We start from the raw sequence: 23,034 nt of genomic DNA, 5'->3' as shown, positions 1-23,034 counted from the left end.
TCAAATGAATTAATTTTGGATTACTTTATCCTATTAATCTTTATTTCCCCACGATCACTTACTTTAATTATCTTCTCATTATCGACTGTAATGACGACCGGAAAAATTTCAGCCTGCTTATTTGAAAATAACCATTTTCTATTTGGCGGTCCTAAAAGAATGTAACAACCTTTTGCCCCCATAAAATTCAAACTATTTACCATTTCTTTATTATTTCTTACTAAGATACCATTAGAGATTAATTGCTTACCTACTGGAAATACATCAAGTGTAGTTAGGTTTATCTCATTAATATTTATGATTGATTGAATAGAGAATGGTTTAGCACTCTTCGGTGAAATAGAGTGCCTCGAAATAAACTCCACAATATTTCCAGAAGGATCTTCAAAATAAAATGAATGCGCATCTAAAAATTCAAAGTAAATTTCATCAAGTCCATCTTCTATTGTTAATTTTACAAAAGATTGGGCCCATCTCTTTGCTTCTTGAAAGTGATTTGATGAAATATTGAAAGCGAAGTGATAGAAGGGATTAGTGTCTTCATTTGTTTCTACAAACTCTAATAAACTTTCTCCTACTTCAATTGTGAAGCTATTACTCTTCATGCTTAGGCAGTTGAATTTTAAGTGGTTAATATAAAATTCTTTCGTTTTATTTAGTTGGCCAGTTTGTAAAACTACTTTATTGATTAACATATCAATCACCTACTTATTCATTTAAGTATTTATATTTTAGCACTAAGTTCTTTGGTTTTGAAAAATTCTGAATTTTTACCTCTCAAGATTATCTCCAAGATGATATGATTTAATTAACTTTAACTCCAAATAGAAGGAGGTTTGTACGTGATTTTCAAAAAAAATAATCTTACTATTCGTCAATTAAATGAAAGTGATGTTCAACTACTTGCAAAATGGCTTTCGAATCCTAAAGTTCTTCAATATTATGAAGGTCGTGATAATCCATTCAACGCTGAAAAAGTTAAAAGTATTTTTTTTACGAAAGATCCCTCTATTCAAATGTGTATTATAGTTTATGAAAATATTGATATAGGCTATATACAATTTTATAAGTTAGACGAAGAATCAAAAATTGATTATGGATATGAAAATACAAGTGAAGTTATTTACGGAATGGATCAATTTATTGGAGAAACTGATTTTTGGAATCGTGGGATTGGGAGTTTACTTGTCTCATCGTTGGTGGATTTCTTAGTTAATAATCAAAACGCAAAGAAAGTAGTAGTAGATCCACAAACATGGAATGAACGCGCGATTAAATGCTACGAAAAATGTGGATTTAAAAAAATCCGATTACTTCCGAAACATGAGTTACATGAAGGCGAATATAGAGATTGTTATGTGATGGAGTACAATTAAATTAGAATAAAAGGCTGCCTAAATATAATTAGACAGCCTTAATTTTATTTATTTGAAAGATGCATACCCTTCGTCTGCCATTACTACACTACCGTTAATTGCACTTGCTTCTTCTAAAGAAAGTAAGTAAACTGTGTCAGCAATTTGCTCTGGCCCTGTTAATTTATTGCCCATTACTTTTGCTTTCATCATATCAATAATTCCTTTGTCTTTATATCCTTGAATGATTGGTGTATCAACTGCGCCAGGTGCAACTGCAACAACTCGTATACCATATTCAGCTAATTCAAGAGCTGCTGATTTCGTCATCATAATTACAGCACCCTTCGTTGCATGATAAGCAAAAGTACCATGTGAAGCTAAAAATCCAAATACAGATGCTGTGTTTATAATCACACCTTTAATCCCTAACTCTTTCATTTTACGTGAAGCAGCCATAATACCATATGCAACACCGTGTTGATTAACGGCAATCGTCTTGTTATAAACGTCTAAATTCATATCAACTAATGGTGAATTCGCACCAATCCCTGCATTATTAAACATCACATCGATACGGCCAAATGTTTCAACTGTTTTTTTAATTAAGCCCTCAACATCCTCAAATTTAGAAACATCCGTTTTTACGAATATTGCTTCTCCACCTTCAGCTTTAATTAGATCAACTACTTCATTTCCTAGTTCTTCATTGAAGTCTGCAACAACAACTTGGTCGCCTTTTCGTGCAAATTTTAAAGCTGTTTCTTTCCCGATACCACTAGCTCCACCTGTGATTACTGCTACTCTTTTTGTTGTCATTATGTTTTCCCCCTTAAGATCTAATAAATGATTTATATATGTGTAGAACTTTATTACAACTTAATTGTATCAACGTTTTATATTAAATAAAATTTAGTTATACTTACTAATAATTCACTTAAACTTAATATAGGAGAAAAACATGAATCTTGAACAATTACAATATATTATTGAGGTTTCAAAATCGGGATCACTAACTTTGGCAGCCCAAAAATCACATATCACTTTATCTGCAATTAGCCAATCCATCTCATTGTTGGAGAACGAACTAGGTGTATCCCTTTTCACACGTTCTAGAGGTCAAAGTGCTATACCTACTTGTGAAGGAAAAGTAATTATTGAGAAAGCAACCGAAATTTTAATGAAAGTAAATGAGTTAAAAGAAGAAGCAAATGATTTTAAAAATACTTTATCAGGTGAACTTAGAATTGCAACGATTCCTGGTCCAACTCACCTACTTATTAATACTGTTTCTCGTTTTAAACAAGATTTTCCAAATGTAAAAATAGAAATTTTTGAAAGGGGACCAAATGAAATTATCGAAAGTATTCAGTCCCACAAAATTGACATTGGGTTAATAGTATCCGAGGATTTAATCCCTAAAAACAGTGGATTAATATATGAAAGATTACTCGAAGGTAAAATGGTCGTAGGGGTTAGCTCAACTTCACCTTTATCTTCTCTAAAATCGCTCTCCCCCGAAAAACTGCAACAAGAAACGCTAATTCTTTATGACGATCCAATTATCAAAAATTTCGTAGAAGAATACATTTCTAAATTTGGGAAGACAAATATTTTATTTACGACGAATAATACTGTCGCTATTGAAAACGCGGTAATGAGCGGTTTAGGCTTAACAATCGGTTTAGACTTTTCATTTTTGAAAAATAATGGCCTTGTTCCAATTGAAATTAAATTACCTAATCCTTTACCTGTTCATTATGGTTGGGTTCGACACGATGGAAAATTTTCATCGCAAGCCGCTAAAACATTTTTGAACAGATTATCTTTAGAAATTTAAGGTTCGGTTGTTTTATGGGTTTAAAACAGTATGAGTAGCAATGTGAATCTAATCAATCTTCTAATTGACCACTGGCAAATAATAAGGGATCTCTCACTTTTTGAGAAATCCCTCATAATCAACTATTTTAAAGTTATTGAACAAAAACTTGTTTTAAAGGTTGATCGGCTGGCCCTTCTAATACTTCACCATAAATTGAAAATCTTGAGCCATGGCAAGGACAATCCCATGATTTTTCACCATTATTCCACTCGACTTCACAACCCAAATGAGTACAAGTTGTGTCTACACAATGAACTTTACCATTTACATCTTTATATGCTCCAACTCTTTTCCCATCTAGTGTTACTACTGAGCCCTCATCATTGTATAACTCTTCTATTTTTCTAGAAACAGGTTCTAATTTTCCTTCAATTAAGTGTTTAGCTACATCTATGTTTTGCATTAAGAAATGTTTGATACTTGGATCTGCTTGAAATCTCGAAGGAGTGAATACATCAGCATCAACAGCTTCTTTTCCTAAAACTAAATTACTAATTAACTGGGCAGAGACTGTTCCAGTTGTCATACCCCATTTACGGAAACCTGTGGCAACGTAAATGTTTTGATGTTTTGATGATGATGATAGTCTCCCAATGTATGGCATTTTATCTAAAGTGATTAAATCTTGGGCAGACCATCTGAATTTAACATCTTCAATTCCAAAGGTTTCTTCACCAAAGAGCTTTAAATTTTCATAAAAACTCATTGTACGAGTTTCAACACCAGTTTTATGACTTTCCCCACCAATTAGTACTAATTCTTCATTATTATATTTAAATGATCTTAGTGATCTTTTTGGATTTTCCGCACTTATGTACATGCCTCCTGGATAAGCTGTTTTTACTTTTGCAGCTAGGGCATAGGAACGATCAGCATGTAATTTCGTAAAAAACATTTGATTCCCATCGTAAAAAGGAAAATGGGATGCACTAACAACATGCTTACATTTAATTTTTCTTCCACTTTGAGTGACTACAACTGGACAGTTGCCGGTTTCAACATCAATGACTACAGTTTCTTCATAAATCTTTAATCCATTTTCAATTGAGGCTTTTAATAAATGAATCAAGTATTTTAATGGATGAAACTGTGCCTGATCCCTCATTGTAATCGAATATTTTGTATCAAAAGGTAATAATGTTTTTACTGCTCCAAATGAGTCAATTCCTAACTTTTCGTAAGCTTTTAACTCATTTTCTAGATTTCTTACATAATCATCTGAAGTCGTATAAATTGTTGCATCTTGGGTCTCATAATTACATTCTATCTGGTTATCATTCGTATATTTCCGAATAAAATCCATTGCATTTTTAGTAGAATGATAAAAGATTTTTGTCTTTTCTAATCCAAAATGTTGAATTAGTTCATCATAAATTAAATCATGCTGAGCCGTTACTTTTGCTGTCGTATGACCAGTTGTTCCATTTATAATTTTATTCGCTTCAAGTAAAGCAACCTTCATTCCCGCTTGCGTTAAAAAATATGCGGTTGAAATTCCCGTTATTCCGGCACCAACGATTACTGCATCAAACTCTTCGCCATCGTTATATGGTTCAAAAGTAGGGATATTTAGTCCACTTCTCCATATTGGCTTTGAGTGTTTCGGCAAGCCATTATAATCAATCTTTTCATTCATCTTTGAATACCTCCATTTTGGTTATGTGGTTATTATTACCAAATTGATGAATGTTCATTAATCTAACTTTTTAATACTACAAATTAGTAAATATTGTTAAAATGGAGATAATGATGAATGCTCATCTAACAAAGTAAAAAAATAGTTAATAATTAGTAAAGAGGGTAATGTACATGGCTTATAGAATTAAAGACACTTTAATTTCCGAAACAGATTTAAGAAATAGAGTAAAATCACTTGCTAAACAAATTGAACATGACTTTAATAACGAACCCCTTATCCTTGTAGTTGTATTAAAAGGATCTTTTGTATTTGCAGCTGATTTAGTTCGTGAAATGAAGAGTAATATTAATGTAGACTTTATTTCTGTCTCCAGTTATAGTAACCAAACTGAATCAACTGGAAAAGTCCGACTTCTAAAGGATTTAGATGAGAATATCACAGATAAAAACGTGGTGGTAATTGAAGATATCATTGATAGTGGTCTAACTTTACACTTTTTACGCGATCATCTTCAAATGCATAAGCCAAAATCGATTAAGATTTGTACTTTATTAGATAAACCTGAAAGAAGAAAAATCGATTTACCGGTTGATTATGTAGGTTTTGTCATTCCAGATGAGTTTATCGTTGGTTATGGAATTGATTATGCGCAGCAGTATCGAAATCTACCGTATATCGCAACTGTAGAAGAATATTAATTTTAAAAAAACATGCCGATTGATTTTTAATCAAACGGCTTTTTAATTTATTCCTTGTTAACTTTTTTATTAATTAAGTTTATTATTAAGTTTCGATCCTCCGGAAAACTAAGCTCTAATTCAAGAATTTCCTCTGTTGATTTCCAAGCAATTTCATATATTAATTGATCAGGGTCTTGGATCTTAGCATAACCTCCAATAATTCTAACCTCAAAATAATGTACTTCTACTTGAAAACCATACGAGATATCTTCTTTAATAAACAATTGCTCCATTACTTCAACTTCATATCCTGTTTCTTCGAGAACCTCTCTTTTACAACACTCATCAAGCGACTCATTTTTTTCTAAACCGCCTGATGGAACAGCCCAAAGCTTTTTTTCATCAGGTTTTCCTTGAAGAACCATTAAAATCTGCCCTTTACGATTAATACAAATACCCGCTGCCCCAATCCATTTCTCCATGAAAAGCCACCTCTTTTAGTTACTTTATATAACTTAGCTATTCAATCATTTAATGTATTATCCGGCCTGAAAATGATTGACTTAACAATTTCGCCCTTTTGATATTTATATAATTTCTTGGGAAAAATAAATCAAAATAATTAAACGGGGTGAATTTATGAATCGCAAATTTCTACTCTCTTTCTTGATCGTTGTTTGTTTAATTTTTCCGAACTTTAGTTACGCCGAAACGACTACTAACTCATTAAAAATTGCGTTTATTCGCGATGGATATGTTTGGATAAAATTAAATAATAAAGAGGAAAAAATAACAAAAGCAAAAGGGGTTTATTCGAATCAACCCGAGTGGTCATTTAATGGAAATTACTTAATGTACCAAAAAGAAATACCAACTGGTCCTACAGCATCTTATCCTACTCGCTCAGAAATATGGATTTATAATATGAAAACAAAAAAAGAACAAAGGATTATTTCCGATGGTGAGAATCCTAAATGGTCCCCTACTAAAAATATTTTTGCTTTTCTAGATAGTGGTGTGTTGAATGTCTCTGATTTTAAAAATTTTTACAATATTGCACTAGGTGTGGATGATTATAATTGGATTCCAAATGGTAAGGGCTTTATAGCTTCATCACCCGCAGCACTAAATCCGGGCGGTTGGACAAATCCAGTTTTATATAAAATCACCTTACCAAAGGATTTAAAAAATATTACTAGCGTAACAAACAATGTTAAACAATTTTTTGTTGTTCCAAAAACTCTAACAAAAGGCAATACTTCCATTCCGTCTATAAATGCGTCAACATTTCAATTTTCACCTGATCAAAAATGGATCTCTTTTATTGTTAATCCAACAGCTTCTTGGTCTATGGATAGTGACATGCTTTGTATCATTTCTTCAGATGGAAAGGTTTTTGAAGTTCAAGCTGAAATTATTTTACATTTAGATAATCCAAAATGGGCTCAAACTAAAAATATATTAGGATACATTGCAGGTGGGGGCAGATTAGTTTTCGGATACAAAAATAAAAAGATGAATATTACTGAAATGCCAGCATTTACATCCACAAATATAACACCACCACATTTTGCTGAATTAGGATTTACATGGTGTGATGATACATCGATCGTTGTTTCAAGAGTAAAAGAAAGTGAGTGGTCAAATGATGAAAAGAAACGACCTAAACCATCATTAAATGTGATTAATCTTACTACTCATAAACAATTAAAAATAACTAGTCCACCAATTGGAAAAGGAGATTATAACCCAGTCTACTCTAAGTCTTCCAATAAAATAACATGGACTAGAAAAGGCGAATTAGATGTTGTCGGTAATGTATGGATCGCCAATTTGGATGGTAGTAAACCTAAAATTTTATTAAAAAATGTTAGTTCATATTCTATTTTTGAGCGTAAATAAAGGATGAATTAGTTTCATCCTTTTTCTATTTCAAGACCATTAACGAAGCAATCATTTTGTAAAACTGGAACTACTTTAAAACGGTTTAACTGACTACAATGCGTAACATCATCTTCAAAGCCCCTCTTTCTTAACTCTCTTCCACTTCCACATTCCCAAATCAATTCTTTAATTTTATGTTTCGAATGAAGAAACGCACCAATACAGACTTCCGCTTCAGGTGATTTCGTTCCTTCTAACTCTGCTAAAATTGCTCCTGCTCCTAAATAATCTTCAATTGAAGGTCGAAGTGCGTCCTCATTTTCATGTAAATCATTCCAAACCTCACCGCACGGAATGACTGTTATATTAACATTGTTTTCGTTTTTTAGGCGATTAGCCAAACTTGCAACCGAAGATGCATTAAGTAAAGAACCAATTAATAACGCGGGCACCTTTGAAGCGATCCATGAACAAAATGCCCCATTTAATGAACATAAAACGAATTTATTATTGGCATGACTTTTAGTAAATGAGACCGGGGAGAGAGTTGCTTTCCCTAAACTAGCCGCTTCATTTCTTCCTAAAATATACTCCGCTCCGATCTTTTTAGCATAAGCTTTCCCATCTAAATTTGGTGGATATGGGTAGACGATTGCGTTTTGAACTACTGCTGAAACAACAGTCGATGAAAAACTAAGAACATCAACAATAATTGTGATATCCCCTCTTTCCGCTGCTTCCCTAGCCCCCCTTTTTCCCCACTCGACACGGCATTCATAATTAGATTGATTGAACATTTATCCACCCCCTTTATTAACTTTTAAAATCGTCATCCATAGAAAAAGCAATACTCTTTATTAGTATTGCATCAGTGAGAAGACAAAGTTAAACAAATTGATTTCCCGACTGATTGCAAGCGCTTGTCATTCGAGGCACAAAGTCTGGTGAGAAGCGGAGTTACCCTAGACGGTAATGAGCACTGCTCAACTGGCAAAGTAACGAAGAAAGCGAGCGTTTGTCGGGCAGTCTGAAACGTTTAACGATATGTAACTTCTGTAAAGACTAAACTATTTTTAGTAGTATTCATCGGCTCATTAGGATAATAGAACGCTAAGTTATTTACTTTCTTACTTTTTTATTCAGGAAAAGAGCACACACCTAAACGATTTCCTTCTAAATCTTTAAATTCAAACCATTTAAACGTTCCATCTTCATTCAATTGCTCTAATTCTACATCGTGTTCTTTTAAATGACTATAAGCTTGTTCGATATTTGGAGTATAAAAATTAAAACTCATATGCGTATTCAGATTTTCTACTTGATTTGTTTTTCTCACAAGCGTTAATGGTGTTTCCCCAATATTTAATGCAGCATATCCATTTATCGGATCGTTCCATCTAATCGTAAAACCCAATACCGAGCAATACCAATCTACTGCTTTCTCAAAATCAGTTACTTGCAGAAAAACTGTATCAATTCTTTTAAAATGCTCTGACATAGCTAAGTCCTCCTTTTTTACTACCTACTATTTATTCAACATTTGTAAACTATTTCCTTTTATAATTTCATGCTTAAAATAAAGGGATTTCATTATAAATAGTCAATTATTTATAAATATTGAAACTAAACATTGGAGGAGAAATTTTGATTAAAATCGTTAAGGTAAAAAAAGAAGAGGAATCAAAATTACACAATTTAATGCAATTTTATATTTATGAATTCACTAAATATCTTCCTGAAATTAAACTTGGAGAAAATGGATTTTTTCATAAGTTTAACTTGGAAAAATACTGGCAGGAACAAGATTATCACGCTTTTTTTGTGTTGTATAAAGAAGAATTAATCGGCTTCGCTTTAATTGAAACTACATCAGAATCCACTTCAAATTGTATAGAAGAGTTTTTTATAATTGAAAAATATAAAGGGCATGGTTTTGGCAAAAAAGTAGCAATAGAACTTTTCAATCTGTTTCCTGGAAAATGGAGTATCTCACAAATTGAAAAAAATGAACCTGCTAAAGCTTTTTGGAGAAATGTAATTCATTATTATACAAAAGGAAACTTTACTGAAAGAGTAGATGAGAATAAAAAGACAATTCAAGAGTTTGATACGTATGAAATTATAGAAAATTAATTTAAGTGGTTTATGAGGTAGTACATAGGATATATGTTGATTTTTACTTCCTCATAACGGTTTCACGAGGTAGTATATTGGCTTAATGTTGATTTTTACTTCCTCATAACGGGTTCATGAGGTAGCATATTAGCTGAATGCTGATTTTTACTTCCTCATAACGGGTTCATGGGGTAGTATATTGGCTTAATATTGATATGTACTTCCTCCTAACGGGTTTATGAGGTAGTACATAGGATATATGTTGATATTTACTTCCTCATAACGGGTTCATGAGGTAGTATATTGGCTTAATGTTGATTTTTACTTCCTCATAACGGGTTCATGAGGTAGCATATTAGCTGAATGCTGATTTTTACTTCCTCATAACGGGTTCATGATAGTATATTGGCTTAATGTTGATTTTTACTACCTCATAACGGGTTCATGAGGTAGTATATTGGCTTAATGTTGATTTTTACTTCCTCATAGCGGGTTCATGGGGTAGTATATTGGCTAAATATTGAAAATCACTTACTCATAAATAGTACATTACCAATTTAAAGCCACCATATAGGTGGCTTTATTTTGTAATATAGTTAGAATTAATTTGCTTTGAAATTATAAAGTGGTTTAATGACTTTAATAACATCAATCGCATCCTTAGTATTTTCAATGATTTCTTTCATTTCCTTATATGCCATTGGACTTTCATCTAGTGTACTCTCTAAAACTGAAGTACTCCAAACATCCTTCATTGTTTCTTTAAACTCATCAAGTGAAAGAGTTGCCTTTGCCTTTGTGCGACTGAGAATTCGACCTGCACCATGAGGAGCCGAGTAATTCCAATCTGGATTTCCTTTTCCGATTGCAATCAAACTACCATCTCGCATGTTGATCGGAATCAATACTTTCTCACCTTTTTGAGCAGAAATTGCCCCTTTACGCAGAATCATATTTTCGATATCAATATAATTATGAACAGTTGTAAATTGTTCAACCACTGTTAAATTCATATTCTTTATGATTTCATCCATCATTGCCTTACGGTTCCATAAGGCATATTCTTGGGCAATCGCCATATCGTGCATATATCGATCAAACCAAACTCCTTCTAAATACGCTAGATCCTTTGGAATATATAGCGAAGGAAGGTTTTTTAATGCAGCTTCAATTTCTTTTTCACGTCCTTCATCTCTTAATTGCTGAATGACTTTTGAACGATTTTCGGACTGGCTCTTTAATAATTCATACGCCTTTTTCTGATAAAATTCCGCTACAACTTTACCTAAATTTCGGCTTCCGGAATGTATAACAAAATAAATATTTCCGTCCTCATCAGAATTGCACTCAATAAAATGATTTCCACCACCAAGTGAGCCCAAGCTAAGCTTTGTTCTTGTTTCATTTAATTCTTTAAAGCAGTACAGCTGTGAAAAATCAATTTTCTTCACAAAATCATGCTTATTATTTCGAATTGAAAACCCTGATGGAACATGTTTACGAATGACAGCATCTAGTTTTTGAAAATCGATATCTTTTTGTGAAACTCTTATTGTTTCCATTCCGCAACCTATATCGTACGTTAACCTCTAATTTCCTAGAGAGTGGACTATACCTTCTCTACAGTCATCGGAGTATGCAGCTCCTTATGTAGGCTCGCCGTGTTAACTATTCCATCCGAGATTAGCAAGTAGAATAATTCTGCACAATCGTCTGCTAACAACGTGCAAGTCTCTGAACCATTTGATTATGTCACCATAACCTCTGGCTGCTGATTGCCCTCGACTATATTTTACGTTAGGGTTTCCAGCAATTGAGCGAGTTTTTTAACGTTGGAGCCGTTTTAGTTAACCCCAACGAGATTTGGAACGATTTTATCTTGAATCGTCATTGTCGTTCCAATCGTGCATCCCTTACCTGCATGAGTATCTGGCATAATTCTAATTTTAGAACTTTTCACGAACTCTTGATTACATAGTTCAATAATTTGCCCAATTGCTCCTTGTTCCACATTATCTGTAAATATTTTAGCTTCATTAAATGAGCCTTTAACTGTAAGCATTGTCTTCTCCTTCAAGTTAGTTTTATTTTAAGGCCTGACTTTATTAAACTATTTTAAAGCATTTGATAATAGTTCTTAAAGATTCTATTTTATTGATTTTCTAAATTTAATGAATACGAAAGAAATTCTTGATCAACTTGATAGCCATTTTTTTCATATAATGCTTGTGCCGATTTATTATCAATCGCAGTTTGTAAATCCAATGCTTTTGCGTTCGATTCGATTGCAAATTTCTTTGCTGCATTTAACAGCAATTGAGCTACTCCTTTTTGCCTTGCTGTTTCGGTTACATATAAATCATTTAAAATCCATAACTTTTTCATTGATACTGAAGAAAATGAAGGATATAACTGAGTAAATCCTATAGATTGATTTTCTTCTTTCACAAGAAAAATAACAGAATCTTGTGTTTTAATTCTCTCGGTTATAAAATCAATCGCTCCAATTAAATTACTTTCTTGTTTATAAAACATTCTGTACTGATCAAATAAATTCGCTACTTCTGAAATATGCTCTAATTTTGCACGAACTACTTCCATCATGTCACCTCTTCTAACTGTTAATTAATCTATCTAGTTAGTTCGGTACATTTCATTAATTTCCTCTAATCAATACAAAGGTTATAAAACCTACGAAAAATAGTAATTTTTAATTGTAAAGTTAATAATATAAAAATGATCTATTAAATTTCCAAAATTTAGGTTTTCATCTGAATTAACTTATAATAATATTGTAGATGAAAAACTAATTTAATTTTTTCTATTATGTGAAAAAATTAACATTCTTATTATTTGGGGTGATTAATAAATGGATAAAAAAGCGCTCATTATTATTGATTATACGAATGACTTTGTAGCTGATGCTGGTTCATTAACTTGTGGTAAACCTGCGCAAGTTATTGAGCAAAGCATTCTTCAATTAACTAAAAATTTCATAGAAAATCAAGATTATGTTGTATTTGCAGTAGACGTCCATGATGAGAATGATCCGTTTCATCCCGAAACAAAATTATTCCCACCTCATAATATTAGACATACTAAAGGAAGAGATTTATATGGTGGATTAATGGGCTTATACAATTCATCAAAGGGCAATTCAACTGTTCAATGGCTCGATAAAACTCGTTACTCCGCTTTTGCCGGAACAGACCTTGAGATAAAACTAAATGAAAGAGGCATAAACGAACTTCATTTAATAGGAGTTTGCACTGATATTTGTGTATTACATACCGCGGTCGATGCTTATAATAAGGGGTATAAAATAGTCGTTCACCAGCAGGCTGTTGCAAGCTTTAATGCAGCTGGGCATGAATGGGCTTTAAGTCATTTCAAAAATACTTTAGGGGCGGAAATAAGATGAATTACAACTTTCAAGATGATAGCCTTGCACTTCATACAGACCTTTATCAAATTAATATGGCCGAAACTTATTGGGGAGACAATATTCACAATAAAAATGCCATTTTTGAACTTTATTTTCGTAAACTCCCATTTGGAAATGGATATGCAATCTTTGCAGGTTTAGAAAAAATAATCAGTTATCTGCAGAATTTTAAATTTAGTAGTTCAGATCTTGACTATTTAAAAGAAGAACTAGGATATAAGGATGAATATATTCAATTTTTGTCTGGTGTAAAATTCACAGGTTCAATTAGATCAATTCAAGAAGGCGAATTAGTATTTGGGAATGAACCAATTTTAAGAGTTGAGGCCCCACTTCTAGAGGCGCAATTAATTGAAACTGCGTTATTAAACATCGTTAATTATCAAACATTAATTGCTACGAAAGCTTCACGAATTAAACATATCGTTGGTACTGATACGTTAATGGAATTTGGAACAAGACGTGCTCAAGAATTTGATGCTGCCATTTGGGGAGCAAGAGCCGCTTATATTGGTGGATTCCATGCGACTAGTAATGTTCGTGCTGGTAAACTATTTAACATTCCTGTTTCAGGTACACATGCACATGCGCTCGTGCAAGCATATCGAGATGAATACATAGCTTTCAAAAAATATGCGGATCGTCATTATAACTGTACATTCCTAGTTGATACATACGATACACTAAAAAGTGGAGTGCCTAATGCGATTAAAGTCGCAAAAGAACTAGGTGATAAAATTAACTTTGCAGCCATCAGACTAGATAGTGGTGACTTAGCCTATTTATCGAAAGAAGCTAGAAAAATGCTCGATGAAGCTGGTTTCGTAAATACAAAAATTGTTGCTTCGAATGATTTAGATGAATATACAATTTTAAATTTAAAATCGCAAGGAGCAAAAATTGATTCTTGGGGAATAGGAACAAAACTTATTACAGCATATGATCAACCGGCCCTTGGAGCTGTTTATAAATTAGTAAGTATTGAAGATGAAAATGGGAAAATGATCGATACAATAAAAATTTCTCAAAACCCTGAAAAAGTAACAACTCCTGGACTAAAGAAATTGTATCGAATTATTAATACAGTGAACCATCACGCTGAGGCTGATTATATTGCCCTTGAAGATGAAGATCCAGGGTCTGAGGAAAAAATAAAGTTATTCCACCCAATCCATCCATATATCAGTAAGTTTGTAACTAATTTTGAAGCTAGAGAACTTCATCACCAAATCTTTACTAAAGGTGAATTAGTCTACAAAGTTCCTGCAATTAAAGACATTCAGGATTTTGCTGAAAACAACTTAAGTGTACTTTGGGAAGAATACAAACGTGCATTAAACCCTGAAGAATATCCAGTAGACTTAAGTCAAAAATGTTGGGATAACAAAATGGAAAAAATAGCAGAAGCTAGAAAGAAAACAGAGGAAATGAAAAATGGCTAAAATTGGGATTTATGGCAGTTCGTTTGATCCGATTACAAACGTTCATTTATGGACTGCAAGTACGATTGCTCATCGTTGTCAATTAGACAAAGTTATCTTTTTACCATGCTCTTCAAAAAGAAGAGATAAACAATTACATAATACTGATGAACATCGTTGGAATATGTTAAAACTGGCAATTCAAAACAACTCAAAGTTTATTGCAGACGATTATGAAATGAGTAAAGAGGCTTGGGAAGTTTTCACTTACTATACAATGAACCATTTTAAAGCGAAATACAGTGAAGATGAAGTTTATTTCATAATGGGAGCTGATCTCCTAGAAGATATTGCAGAAGGAAAATGGAAATACGGGGACCAATTAGTTTCCGAAAATAAATTCATTGTAATGGCTCGTGATGGAATTGATATGTTAAAAACCATCTCTCGTTCTCCCTTATTAAGAAACAATGATAACGGTTCAAGATTTCATCTAATTGATAAAGGATTAGCGATGGAAATTAGTTCAACATATATCCGAGAAGAGTTTGCAAAAGGTGGCGAGCCAAGATATTTATTACCTGAGGATTGCTACGCTTATATAAAAAAATACAATCTGTATCAAAAGGAGAATGAAGATTGAACAGTTTACAAAAAGAAATTGTCGAAGAAATGAAAGTAAAGCCAGTTATCGATCCTAAAGAGGAAGTAAGAATAAGTGTTGATTTCCTAAAAAGCTATCTTAAAAAACACCCTTTTTTAAATGGATTTGTATTAGGTATTTCAGGTGGTCAAGATTCAACTTTAACTGGTAAGCTTGCACAAATCGCAATAGATGAATTAAATAGTGAGCAATCAGAAAAAAACTATCTATTTATCGCAATTCGATTACCATATGGCGTTCAAATGGACGAAGAGGACTGCCAGGAAGCGTTAAAGTTTATCCAACCAACTAAGACCTACACAGTGAATATTAAAGCTGCTGTAGATGCTAGTGTTAACACATTAAAAGATATTGGCGTAGACCTTACTGATTTTGCAAAAGGTAATGAAAAGGCTCGTGAAAGAATGAAAGCTCAATATAGCATTGCTGCTATGAATGGGTGTGTTGTCTTAGGCACTGACCATTCCGCTGAGGCTGTTACTGGTTTTTACACTAAATATGGCGATGGTGGTTCAGACCTTTGTCCGATCTTCCGTCTAAATAAACGACAAGGAAAGATGCTGCTAAAAGAATTAAATTGTCCACCAAAGCTTTATGAAAAAGTTCCGACTGCTGACCTTGAAGAGGATCGTCCTCAATTAGCAGATGAAGTCGCACTTGGTGTTACATACGATGATATCGATGATTACTTAGAAGGCAAAGAAATTAATAGTGACTCTCAAGCAAAAATCGAATCATGGTTTAATAAATCAAGACATAAGAGACAAATGCCTTACACTGTTTTTGATAAATTTTAATACATTTCAGACAGCCCGAAAAAGCTACCTATTTTGGTAGCTTTTTCACTTTTGTGCTCAATAAATGGATATGAAAGTTAAAATTGGACAACGTAATAATACAGTCATCAAGAAAGGAATGTTCATATTATGTGGATTTTATTTTTTATTCTTTTAATCTTATGGGTATTAGGTTTTTTTACTTTCCATATCGCAGGCGGTCTAATTCATATTCTATTAATTATCGCAATTATTGTATTTATCGTTAACCTATTTAGACGTAAAAAGTAGCAAATTTTTAGGGGAATTTTCTACAAACCGAGAGCTTTGATTTTTCAAGCTCTTTTTCTTATGCCATTTCTATTCCTAATCCTGCTTTTAACCTCTTCTATATTCTTCTATTTTTGAATAAACTTCTATGAATGTCATAAATATAGAGGAGCGAAATTATGCCAGTTAGTATGGAGCCTCCTATATCAATGGAAATAATGCTTCAAACAATTCGTACAGGACTACCAAAAACACTTGAGCCTAAAAATATTATTATTGTAGGTGCTGGGATATCAGGTTTAGTAGCTGCTTCACTTTTAAAAGGAGCAGGACATGAAGTAACAGTTCTCGAAGGAAATGATCGAATTGGTGGTCGTATTTTTACTAATCGTAATTTTTATGCAGGACAGTATATGGAAAATGGTGCAATGCGATTACCATCTATTCACTTGCTTGTTTTAGAATATATTAAGAAATTTAACCTCCCTTTAGAAGAATTCATTAATAGTACTCCAAACGATATTATATACGTAAACAATGTAAGAACCATTCAAAAGCTGTATGAAGAAAATCCCGACATTCTTAACTTCCCTACTTCACCATCTGAAAAAGGTAAAACAGCTGAATATTTGGCTCAATACGCCATGCAACCTGTAACTGACTTTATTAAAAAGAATCCAAAAAAGAATTGGGAAATCGTTATTAAATTACTTGATCGTTATTCAATGGAATATTATTTAAAATACAATCCATATGGTAGAACATTATCAGTTGGAGCCATTGATATGATTAAGGTTATGCTTGGGATGGAAGGCTTTCCTGAGCTTTCATTCACTGCCTTACTTCGAGAAGTAATGATTCTATTTACTCCTGGACTAAAATTTTATGAAATAAAAGGTGGAAATGATCACTTACCGTATTCATTCCTACCTGAATTAAAAGAAAATATTTTTTTAAATCAAAAAATGAAAAAAATTGAACAACACGATTCTTCTGTAACGATTCATACAGAGGATACACAAACCTCGCAGGCATATACTGTAACTGGAGACTTAGCCATCATTACCATACCTTTTTCTTTACTAAACTTCGTTGAAATCATTCCACGCGATTTATTTTCTTATAACAAATATAAAGCAATTCGACAATTACATTATGTTCCTTCGACTAAAATTGGATTACAATTTAAAACTAGATTTTGGGAGAAAACAGGTAATATTGGTGGAAAAATGATTTCTGATTTACCTGTTCGTTATTCCTATTTCCCAAGCCAATCCGTTGGCTCAGAGGGCCCAGGCGTCATATTAGCTAGCTATACATGGGAAGATAATGCATCAATTTGGGATAGCTTAACTGAAAAAGAACAAATAGAGAATGCGCTAGAAGATTTATCCAGAATTTACGGTAAAGAAATATATAATGAGTTTATTACTGGTAATACATTTAGTTGGTCAGAAAATCCTTTTTCAGGTGGAGCTTTTGCTATTTTCAAACCTGACCAGCAAACAGAGATTGCTCCATATATTTCAACTCCAGAAGGACTAATCCATTTCGCTGGTGATCACACTTCTACAGCGCCAGGTTGGATTCAAGGCGCAATCGAATCTGGAATAAGGGTGGCTTATGAGGTTAACGATTTACCTAAATCAACGGCAAATGAGAATTTTGAGGCACATAATCAAGGGTAACCATCAGAGTTTTGGATTTCTAACCTTAGAAAGTGAGCATTATGGCTTTATGTACAAAATACTATGGCCAATTAATTGAACCACTTATACCAAACGCAATTCAAGAAAAACATAAAACCCACAAGGAACATAACCTTGTGGGATTTCATTATAATTTTATCCAATTTTCAAATAACCTACTGAAGGAACGAAAGAATATCCTTGATTTATAACCATATCTGTTATTTCTGTCGTTTCAGTATCTCTGACTTGATGAAACAATTTATATTTTATTGATTTTACTTTCTTTCCTCTTAAGACATTATTTAAATAAATTAACTCAATTTCTAAAAAAGGTATTCTGTACTTTAAATTATTCGTGATTCTATTTGTGATTAGTTCATTAAACTCAATATCGGCATTATTAACAGAATTTATTTTCATATCCCCTACTAATTTATTCTGTTTATCAGTAAACTCACTAATAATATATTCGATTTCCACTTTTGATAGGGAACGAGTTTCTTTTAATGGCAATGTAACTTGATTTGTTTTTTCTTTACTAAATAGTCGTTTAAAAAATTTAATCATAGTCCCGTCCTCTTCAATTTTTCTTATTTATATTTTGTCATGATTAAACAAGATTGTAAAAATAATTTTTTAGGCACTAATACTATTCTATTATTAAACCGAAAATCCTTTGTAGAATTGCTGCTCTTTTAAAATTTTTAAGACAAAACTTAATAATTCCAAGACTCAGGGATTTAATTCGAAAATAACAGACCTAATCAGATAAAAAACACCTAGTAATAGGTGTTTTTACTCTGTTTCACACGCATAATTATCATGATCACGATCCAGTTGTGCTTGGTACGCTTTATTCCCTTTTGGTACTCCATTTGGATAGATTTTTCTTAAGTCCGTGCAATTTTTAAAATACTGTTTATTATTTTTAGACGAATTATTCGTTTTTGTTTGATTGGTTTTATTTTTGCTCCAAAAACCAACACCCAGCTGCTTAGCAGTTGCTTGTAAGCTTCTTAGCTCTGCTTCATAGGAATAATTACCATAATCTTGAACTACTCACCACTTAACACCTTTACTGGTTGTTTGAAGTGGGAGATTCTTGGGAACTGAGCATACTTGCAAGTGTTATTTCTTTGCCAGCAGAGGTTTCTCATATTTGCCAAGCTATCCCCGTAGATTCCTACGGTTCTATGGTTATTTATGCCAAAGCCAATGCTCGTAAGCCTTCAGCTAGGATATTTTTACTGGCATTTATATCTCGATCGTGATGTTGATGGCAAATAGGACAGGTCCATTCCCTGATTGCAAGAGATTTCTTGCAATCTTGGTACCCACAATCAGAACATATTTGGCTGGATGGAAACCATTTACTTACTTTCATGATTGTTTTACCATACCATGTAGCTTTGTATTCTAATTTAGATACAAATGCAGACCATGATACATCAGAGATAGATTTGGCTAATTTGTGATTACGTAACATTCCCTTAATTTTCAAGGTTTCAATACAGATTATATCGTGGTTTTTGATGATTTCTGTACTCAACTTGTTAAGGAAATCGTCACGTTGATTCAATACTCTTTCGTGTAATCTAGCGACTTTTCGTTTTTGTTTCTGATAGTTTTTTGCATCAAAAAGATTAACCCCATTCTTTTTAGCATGTAACGCACGTCTTGAAAGTTTCCGCTGTTCACGTTTTAGTTTCTTTTCCATTTTGGCAGTAAATTTATTGTTGTCAATTTTTCTTCCGTCAGACAAAATGGCAAAATCAGTAATGCCTAAGTCGATACCAATCGATGATTCAGCTTTCACCAGTGGTAGTACGTCTACTTCTGCAAGAATGGATACAAAGTATTTACCACTCGGAGTACGTCTAACGGTCGCATTTAAAACACGACCATGTACTTCACGACTTTTAGCAAAGCGAACAAGACCAAGTTTAGGGAGTTTTATTTTGTTTTCGACAACGGCAATATTTCCATTCGTTTCTTTTGTTGTATAGGATTGAACTTGATTCTTTTTAGACTTAAAGCGTGGTGCGTTATTCTGCTTGTTGAAGAATCGTGAATAAGAATCGCTAAGGCTTTTCAGTGAGGATTGAAGAGCAATGCTGTCAACTTCTTTTAGCCATATTAACTCTTTTTTCAACTGTGTTAATTCAGCAGAACAAGAATTGTATGTTAATCTTTTGCCAGTTTCTTTGTATGCATCTTTCCATTGACCTAAAAAGCGATTGAATATAAAACGACTACATCCGATTGTTTTAACAATTAGGGTTTCCTGTTCTTTAGTTGGATAGATATGGAATTTATATGCTTTATTGACTAGCATTGTTTTCACCTCACTTCATTACAACTAACACAAGATGGTAATATATTAAGAATACAGATTATCGCTATCTAAAATAATTGTAACCTCAGCCCTTATCTTACTTAAGACTGAATAGATCATTGAGATATGAAACGGGCAACAAAAAAAGCCTTTAAGCATACGCCTAACCGACATTCAACTACCACCTATTACTGGTGATGTTATCACACCTGCACGTAATTGAGGAAGGAGTCTTCTTTCGGAAAATGATAAAATAAGTCTTTTCATGCTTTTCCCCCAATTATTCTTGTTACAACATTATTTTAACAATAAATACCAATCATGTATCGAAATTTAGGGGGATTTTTCAATTTTAGTGAACTTTACTTTGTATTATGTATTTAGGAATATAATGATCTCCATAAATAAAACGTTACGTAAGCCTCCCAGCCCTTCCATTTTGTAGCCATCTTCTTAATTTCTTCAATTGAAGGTTTTTTCTCTAATGATAGTTGATTTTTTAATGCATTATGTATTCCTACATCGGCAATTGGAAACGCAGATTTCTCTTGTAAACATTTCATCAAAACGTAATCAGCAGTCCAGTTCCCAACTCCTCTAATTTCTAATAACTTATTTAACTTTTTCTCGTATGAAATTAAACGATTGAGAGATTCTTTTGAAATGAATCCTTCTGTCATTAATTTTGCAATCCCAATCACATATTCCGCTTTTCGTGTTGTAAATTTCAGACTAGTTAAATCAGAAACTTCAAGTTTGGATATTACATCTGGAGTTGGAAATAGCCAAAAAATTTCATCATTCCATCTAAAGCTTTCTCCATATTTTTCAACAAAGCTTCTTTTCAGAGAAAACGCAAATGACAGATTGATTTGTTGCCCCATAATTGCCCATGTAAATGCTTCAAATAAATCCGGAATTCCAATTATGCGAAGGCCAAAATGCTGTTCAATTAGCAACTGTAGCATTTGATTCTCTTTACTTAATTGATAGAATTCGGTTAGGTCTCTGTTTAAATCAAATAATTCCCATATAAAGGCTGCTGAAGCTACTTTTATTTCTTCATTTGGATTTTGGTCTGGAAATTCAATTAATAATTGGTTATGTGCACTACTTACTTTTAGTAAAATTAATCTATTTTCTATTTTAATAAGTTTAAAAAAATATTCCCCATTAACTTGATGGACTACCTCATTTTTTGATCTTGCCAAAAATACTAAGCATTCTTTAAAACTAAAATCTTTTGGTGTTAAGATGGATACTGAATTCTTATTTTTATCTAATACAAGTGATTCATTGAATTCTTTATACATATTAATCACCTCTTTCCACTAGGTTAGTCATTCAAAAAGTATATACTTGAAGTTTTTTCGTTAGTTGAATTTCATTGAATAACGTTTCATAAATTAACAGTTTCCCTATCTTGCTGTACGGACTTACCCCTCTGTGATAGATAACTATGTAAAATCATGCCAATCATTATAATAACCATTCCAAACCAAGAAATAATTGATGGAGATGCTGATGATAAGAAGATCATTTCACCAATTACCGTGAATAATACTTCCATGGATTGGGTTGCTTCTACTGCACCTAATTTTTGCATATTTCCCCTTACTAAATCAGTAGCTTGAAAAAATAATACAGTAGCAATTACTCCCGATGAGATCGCTACCATTAATGATTGTGATACTTGGTTTTGACTTGGTAGTCCTACAGTATATAAACCATAGATTGATAGGATGATCCAAAACGGTAAACTTGCTAAAGTCATTCCTAAAACGCGTTGATATACATCCAGCTTACCATCACATATTTCCATCATTTTCCGATTGCCAAGTGGGTATGCAAATGAGGCAATAATAACTGGTAAAATACCTGTTAAAACTGTTGAAATAGCTATTTTTGTAGCTAACTCAACTTGCATTAATAAAATACCAAATATGATTAGTAAAGACATTCCCAATCCTTTAAAAGGAATTTTCCCACGTACCTTTCGGGTTCCATTTGATGTTTGAACTGATATGAAGAAAAATGGTGCTAATAGAGACCCAGATAAAATCGTTATCTGCCATGAACTAGCTATTAGCCATCCTGGAGAATAAACTGCTGCAAGACATATTGGTGCATAAAATAAACCGAATCCAATTGTTGACCATATAATCCAACTTTTTAATTTCCCTCTCATTTCTTTCAATAAATCATAAAAATTTCTTCTAGCTATTACAATGATCAATAAAAAAGGAACCATAAAAAAGTATCTTAAAGATGCGCTCCAAATCCAACTTCCACCGGATAATTCCATCGAGCGGTTTAAAATAAATGTGATTGAAAAGAAAAATGCCGCTAATACTCCTAATAAAATCGGGCGCATATTACCACCTCTATAACGTTTTCAATTATCTTTTACGATAAAATGATTTTCGGTTGAAACTTCCTTTAGTTTATTTCGCAAAAATTCAGGGTATAATTCAATTTCTTCCAGATTCTCTATCCTTACCCATTTAAAAATTAATCGATTACCTTCCTTACCGTAAAATGATCCATTCATTGTACTAGTAAGCTTATTCTCTGATTTTATTTTATAGTAAAGACCAACTTCGTGAATATCATTTCCTTTATAAGAAAAGAAATTTTCTACTGTCCACATCATCCGATCAATTTCAACTTCAATTCCTAATTCTTCAATAAACTCCCTTTTTAAGCTTAAATGTGATTCCTCATTGAATTGTATTCGCCCACCAGGTAAAGACCAAATTGTGTCAGTTGCTAGTCTATGAATTAAGACATGACCATTTTCAATCCAAATACCCGCAACCCTTAAATTAAATACTCTGTTCTCTGATTTAAATACAACATCCATGATTAATACCTGAC

25 protein-coding genes and 1 pseudogene are annotated in these 23,034 nt (G+C 32.8%); 11 read left to right on the top strand and 15 right to left on the bottom strand.

From position 1 onward, the window contains the following. Nucleotides 1-20: 20 nt before the first annotated feature. Nucleotides 21-695 (bottom strand): toxoflavin lyase-like VOC family protein, encoded by a 675-nt coding sequence (locus tag AN960_RS12675; RefSeq protein ID WP_056471916.1) that lies wholly within the window; start codon nt 693-695, stop codon nt 21-23. Nucleotides 696-842: 147 nt separating this feature from the next. On the opposite strand from AN960_RS12675, the gene AN960_RS12670 reads away from it, so the two are divergent. Continuing rightward, nucleotides 843-1,376, top strand: a complete 534-nt coding sequence (locus tag AN960_RS12670; protein WP_056471913.1) for a GNAT family N-acetyltransferase — start codon at nt 843-845, stop codon at nt 1,374-1,376. 48 nt (nt 1,377-1,424) lie between these two features. On the opposite strand, the gene AN960_RS12665 is transcribed toward AN960_RS12670, so the two are convergent. Further along, the gene (locus AN960_RS12665) at nt 1,425-2,174 is read right to left on the bottom strand and encodes an SDR family NAD(P)-dependent oxidoreductase (RefSeq protein WP_056471909.1); all 750 of its coding nucleotides are present in this window, start codon (nt 2,172-2,174) and stop codon (nt 1,425-1,427) included. A gap of 142 nt (nt 2,175-2,316) precedes the next feature. On the opposite strand from AN960_RS12665, the gene AN960_RS12660 reads away from it, so the two are divergent. Continuing rightward, a complete protein-coding gene (locus tag AN960_RS12660) occupies nt 2,317-3,195 on the top strand; it encodes a LysR family transcriptional regulator (protein ID WP_056471906.1) in 879 nt (292 codons plus the stop codon). 133 nt (nt 3,196-3,328) lie between these two features. On the opposite strand, the gene AN960_RS12655 is transcribed toward AN960_RS12660, so the two are convergent. Further along, entirely contained in the window at nt 3,329-4,873 is a 1,545-nt protein-coding gene (locus AN960_RS12655) for an FAD-dependent oxidoreductase (protein ID WP_082459489.1), read from the bottom strand. Nucleotides 4,874-5,046: 173 nt separating this feature from the next. Here AN960_RS12655 and hpt point away from each other — a divergent pair, with 173 nt between their 5' ends. Beyond that, nucleotides 5,047-5,574, top strand: a complete 528-nt coding sequence (hpt, locus tag AN960_RS12650) for a hypoxanthine phosphoribosyltransferase (protein WP_056471903.1) — start codon at nt 5,047-5,049, stop codon at nt 5,572-5,574. A gap of 47 nt (nt 5,575-5,621) precedes the next feature. On the opposite strand, the gene AN960_RS12645 is transcribed toward hpt, so the two are convergent. Further along, complete coding sequence (locus AN960_RS12645) at nt 5,622-6,038, bottom strand: NUDIX hydrolase (RefSeq protein ID WP_056471900.1); 417 nt, start codon at nt 6,036-6,038, stop codon at nt 5,622-5,624. Between the two features lie 157 nt (nt 6,039-6,195). Here AN960_RS12645 and AN960_RS12640 point away from each other — a divergent pair, with 157 nt between their 5' ends. Then, the gene (locus AN960_RS12640) at nt 6,196-7,458 is read left to right on the top strand and encodes a hypothetical protein (protein ID WP_056471898.1); all 1,263 of its coding nucleotides are present in this window, start codon (nt 6,196-6,198) and stop codon (nt 7,456-7,458) included. 14 nt (nt 7,459-7,472) lie between these two features. On the opposite strand, the gene AN960_RS12635 is transcribed toward AN960_RS12640, so the two are convergent. Then, nucleotides 7,473-8,237: a 2-phosphosulfolactate phosphatase gene (locus AN960_RS12635; RefSeq protein ID WP_056471895.1), complete on the bottom strand. Its 765-nt coding sequence runs from the start codon at nt 8,235-8,237 to the stop codon at nt 7,473-7,475. Between the two features lie 338 nt (nt 8,238-8,575). After that, nucleotides 8,576-8,938, bottom strand: a complete 363-nt coding sequence (locus AN960_RS12630) for a VOC family protein (protein ID WP_056471892.1) — start codon at nt 8,936-8,938, stop codon at nt 8,576-8,578. Nucleotides 8,939-9,084: 146 nt separating this feature from the next. Between AN960_RS12630 and AN960_RS12625 the strand changes: the two genes are divergently transcribed. Continuing rightward, nucleotides 9,085-9,573: a GNAT family N-acetyltransferase gene (locus AN960_RS12625; protein ID WP_056471888.1), complete on the top strand. Its 489-nt coding sequence runs from the start codon at nt 9,085-9,087 to the stop codon at nt 9,571-9,573. A gap of 584 nt (nt 9,574-10,157) precedes the next feature. Here AN960_RS12625 and AN960_RS12620 read toward each other — a convergent pair. The 3 genes and pseudogenes from AN960_RS12620 to AN960_RS12610 all read right to left on the bottom strand — a co-directional run bounded on the left by AN960_RS12620 (nt 10,158) and on the right by AN960_RS12610 (nt 12,156). Next, nucleotides 10,158-11,117 carry an RtcB family protein gene (locus AN960_RS12620; RefSeq protein WP_056471885.1) on the bottom strand — a complete coding sequence of 320 codons (960 nt, stop codon included), beginning with the start codon at nt 11,115-11,117 and terminating at the stop codon, nt 10,158-10,160. 284 nt (nt 11,118-11,401) lie between these two features. Beyond that, a pseudogene (locus AN960_RS12615) lies at nt 11,402-11,617 on the bottom strand (RtcB family protein); the annotation flags it as partial. Between the two features lie 89 nt (nt 11,618-11,706). After that, entirely contained in the window at nt 11,707-12,156 is a 450-nt protein-coding gene (locus AN960_RS12610; protein WP_056471880.1) for a GNAT family N-acetyltransferase, read from the bottom strand. 268 nt (nt 12,157-12,424) lie between these two features. On the opposite strand from AN960_RS12610, the gene AN960_RS12605 reads away from it, so the two are divergent. From AN960_RS12605 to AN960_RS12585, 6 genes are all read left to right on the top strand, one after another. Beyond that, nucleotides 12,425-12,976, top strand: a complete 552-nt coding sequence (locus AN960_RS12605) for a cysteine hydrolase family protein (protein WP_056471877.1) — start codon at nt 12,425-12,427, stop codon at nt 12,974-12,976. Further along, entirely contained in the window at nt 12,973-14,442 is a 1,470-nt protein-coding gene (locus AN960_RS12600) for a nicotinate phosphoribosyltransferase (RefSeq protein WP_056471875.1), read from the top strand. Before AN960_RS12605 ends, AN960_RS12600 begins: the two co-directional genes overlap by 4 nt. Then, nucleotides 14,435-15,064 carry a nicotinate (nicotinamide) nucleotide adenylyltransferase gene (gene nadD, locus AN960_RS12595; RefSeq protein ID WP_056471873.1) on the top strand — a complete coding sequence of 210 codons (630 nt, stop codon included), beginning with the start codon at nt 14,435-14,437 and terminating at the stop codon, nt 15,062-15,064. Before AN960_RS12600 ends, nadD begins: the two co-directional genes overlap by 8 nt. Then, a complete protein-coding gene (gene nadE, locus AN960_RS12590) occupies nt 15,061-15,882 on the top strand; it encodes an NAD(+) synthase (protein ID WP_056471870.1) in 822 nt (273 codons plus the stop codon). Before nadD ends, nadE begins: the two co-directional genes overlap by 4 nt. Before the next feature lie 129 nt (nt 15,883-16,011). Further along, nucleotides 16,012-16,152, top strand: coding sequence for a lmo0937 family membrane protein (locus AN960_RS24480; RefSeq protein ID WP_216600079.1), 141 nt, complete (start codon nt 16,012-16,014; stop codon nt 16,150-16,152). Nucleotides 16,153-16,310: 158 nt separating this feature from the next. Then, nucleotides 16,311-17,819 carry a flavin monoamine oxidase family protein gene (locus AN960_RS12585; protein ID WP_056471865.1) on the top strand — a complete coding sequence of 503 codons (1,509 nt, stop codon included), beginning with the start codon at nt 16,311-16,313 and terminating at the stop codon, nt 17,817-17,819. A 156-nt stretch (nt 17,820-17,975) separates the two neighbouring features. On the opposite strand, the gene AN960_RS12580 is transcribed toward AN960_RS12585, so the two are convergent. The 6 genes from AN960_RS12580 to AN960_RS12560 all read right to left on the bottom strand — a co-directional run bounded on the left by AN960_RS12580 (nt 17,976) and on the right by AN960_RS12560 (nt 23,020). Then, a complete protein-coding gene (locus AN960_RS12580) occupies nt 17,976-18,389 on the bottom strand; it encodes a hypothetical protein (protein ID WP_056471864.1) in 414 nt (137 codons plus the stop codon). Between the two features lie 228 nt (nt 18,390-18,617). Beyond that, nucleotides 18,618-18,812: an excalibur calcium-binding domain-containing protein gene (locus AN960_RS24030; protein WP_082459496.1), complete on the bottom strand. Its 195-nt coding sequence runs from the start codon at nt 18,810-18,812 to the stop codon at nt 18,618-18,620. 211 nt (nt 18,813-19,023) lie between these two features. Further along, nucleotides 19,024-20,157 (bottom strand): IS200/IS605 family element RNA-guided endonuclease TnpB, encoded by a 1,134-nt coding sequence (gene tnpB / locus AN960_RS12575; protein ID WP_056471861.1) that lies wholly within the window; start codon nt 20,155-20,157, stop codon nt 19,024-19,026. A 380-nt stretch (nt 20,158-20,537) separates the two neighbouring features. After that, complete coding sequence (locus tag AN960_RS12570; RefSeq protein WP_056471859.1) at nt 20,538-21,470, bottom strand: DNA-3-methyladenine glycosylase family protein; 933 nt, start codon at nt 21,468-21,470, stop codon at nt 20,538-20,540. A gap of 86 nt (nt 21,471-21,556) precedes the next feature. Continuing rightward, entirely contained in the window at nt 21,557-22,531 is a 975-nt protein-coding gene (locus tag AN960_RS12565; RefSeq protein WP_056471856.1) for a DMT family transporter, read from the bottom strand. A 21-nt stretch (nt 22,532-22,552) separates the two neighbouring features. Then, the gene (locus tag AN960_RS12560; protein ID WP_056471853.1) at nt 22,553-23,020 is read right to left on the bottom strand and encodes an NUDIX hydrolase; all 468 of its coding nucleotides are present in this window, start codon (nt 23,018-23,020) and stop codon (nt 22,553-22,555) included. Nucleotides 23,021-23,034 lie beyond the last annotated feature (14 nt).

This window comes from Bacillus sp. FJAT-25509, from assembly GCF_001420605.1.
GTDB lineage: Bacteria > Bacillota > Bacilli > Bacillales > Bacillaceae_G > Gottfriedia.
This window is presented reverse-complemented; position numbering and strand designations above follow the sequence as displayed.

What these genes read in the sequence shown, in the direction of transcription:
- AN960_RS12645 (WP_056471900.1), bottom strand. Translation starts at nt 6,038, where the DNA reads ATGGAGAAATGGATTGGGGCAGCGGGTATTTGTATTAATCGTAAAGGG.
- AN960_RS12610 (WP_056471880.1), bottom strand. Translation starts at nt 12,156, where the DNA reads ATGGAAGTAGTTCGTGCAAAATTAGAGCATATTTCAGAAGTAGCGAAT.
- AN960_RS12635 (WP_056471895.1), bottom strand. Translation starts at nt 8,237, where the DNA reads ATGTTCAATCAATCTAATTATGAATGCCGTGTCGAGTGGGGAAAAAGG.
- AN960_RS12630 (WP_056471892.1), bottom strand. Translation starts at nt 8,938, where the DNA reads ATGTCAGAGCATTTTAAAAGAATTGATACAGTTTTTCTGCAAGTAACT.
- AN960_RS12660 (WP_056471906.1), top strand. Translation starts at nt 2,317, where the DNA reads ATGAATCTTGAACAATTACAATATATTATTGAGGTTTCAAAATCGGGA.
- AN960_RS12665 (WP_056471909.1), bottom strand. Translation starts at nt 2,174, where the DNA reads ATGACAACAAAAAGAGTAGCAGTAATCACAGGTGGAGCTAGTGGTATC.
- AN960_RS12565 (WP_056471856.1), bottom strand. Translation starts at nt 22,531, where the DNA reads ATGCGCCCGATTTTATTAGGAGTATTAGCGGCATTTTTCTTTTCAATC.
- AN960_RS12675 (WP_056471916.1), bottom strand. Translation starts at nt 695, where the DNA reads ATGTTAATCAATAAAGTAGTTTTACAAACTGGCCAACTAAATAAAACG.
- AN960_RS12605 (WP_056471877.1), top strand. Translation starts at nt 12,425, where the DNA reads ATGGATAAAAAAGCGCTCATTATTATTGATTATACGAATGACTTTGTA.
- hpt (WP_056471903.1), top strand. Translation starts at nt 5,047, where the DNA reads ATGGCTTATAGAATTAAAGACACTTTAATTTCCGAAACAGATTTAAGA.
- AN960_RS12580 (WP_056471864.1), bottom strand. Translation starts at nt 18,389, where the DNA reads ATGATTAAATTTTTTAAACGACTATTTAGTAAAGAAAAAACAAATCAA.
- AN960_RS12655 (WP_082459489.1), bottom strand. Translation starts at nt 4,873, where the DNA reads ATGAATGAAAAGATTGATTATAATGGCTTGCCGAAACACTCAAAGCCA.
- AN960_RS24480 (WP_216600079.1), top strand. Translation starts at nt 16,012, where the DNA reads ATGTGGATTTTATTTTTTATTCTTTTAATCTTATGGGTATTAGGTTTT.
- AN960_RS12560 (WP_056471853.1), bottom strand. Translation starts at nt 23,020, where the DNA reads ATGGATGTTGTATTTAAATCAGAGAACAGAGTATTTAATTTAAGGGTT.
- tnpB (WP_056471861.1), bottom strand. Translation starts at nt 20,157, where the DNA reads ATGCTAGTCAATAAAGCATATAAATTCCATATCTATCCAACTAAAGAA.
- AN960_RS12600 (WP_056471875.1), top strand. Translation starts at nt 12,973, where the DNA reads ATGAATTACAACTTTCAAGATGATAGCCTTGCACTTCATACAGACCTT.
- AN960_RS12585 (WP_056471865.1), top strand. Translation starts at nt 16,311, where the DNA reads ATGCCAGTTAGTATGGAGCCTCCTATATCAATGGAAATAATGCTTCAA.
- nadD (WP_056471873.1), top strand. Translation starts at nt 14,435, where the DNA reads ATGGCTAAAATTGGGATTTATGGCAGTTCGTTTGATCCGATTACAAAC.
- AN960_RS12570 (WP_056471859.1), bottom strand. Translation starts at nt 21,470, where the DNA reads ATGTATAAAGAATTCAATGAATCACTTGTATTAGATAAAAATAAGAAT.
- AN960_RS12620 (WP_056471885.1), bottom strand. Translation starts at nt 11,117, where the DNA reads ATGGAAACAATAAGAGTTTCACAAAAAGATATCGATTTTCAAAAACTA.
- AN960_RS12640 (WP_056471898.1), top strand. Translation starts at nt 6,196, where the DNA reads ATGAATCGCAAATTTCTACTCTCTTTCTTGATCGTTGTTTGTTTAATT.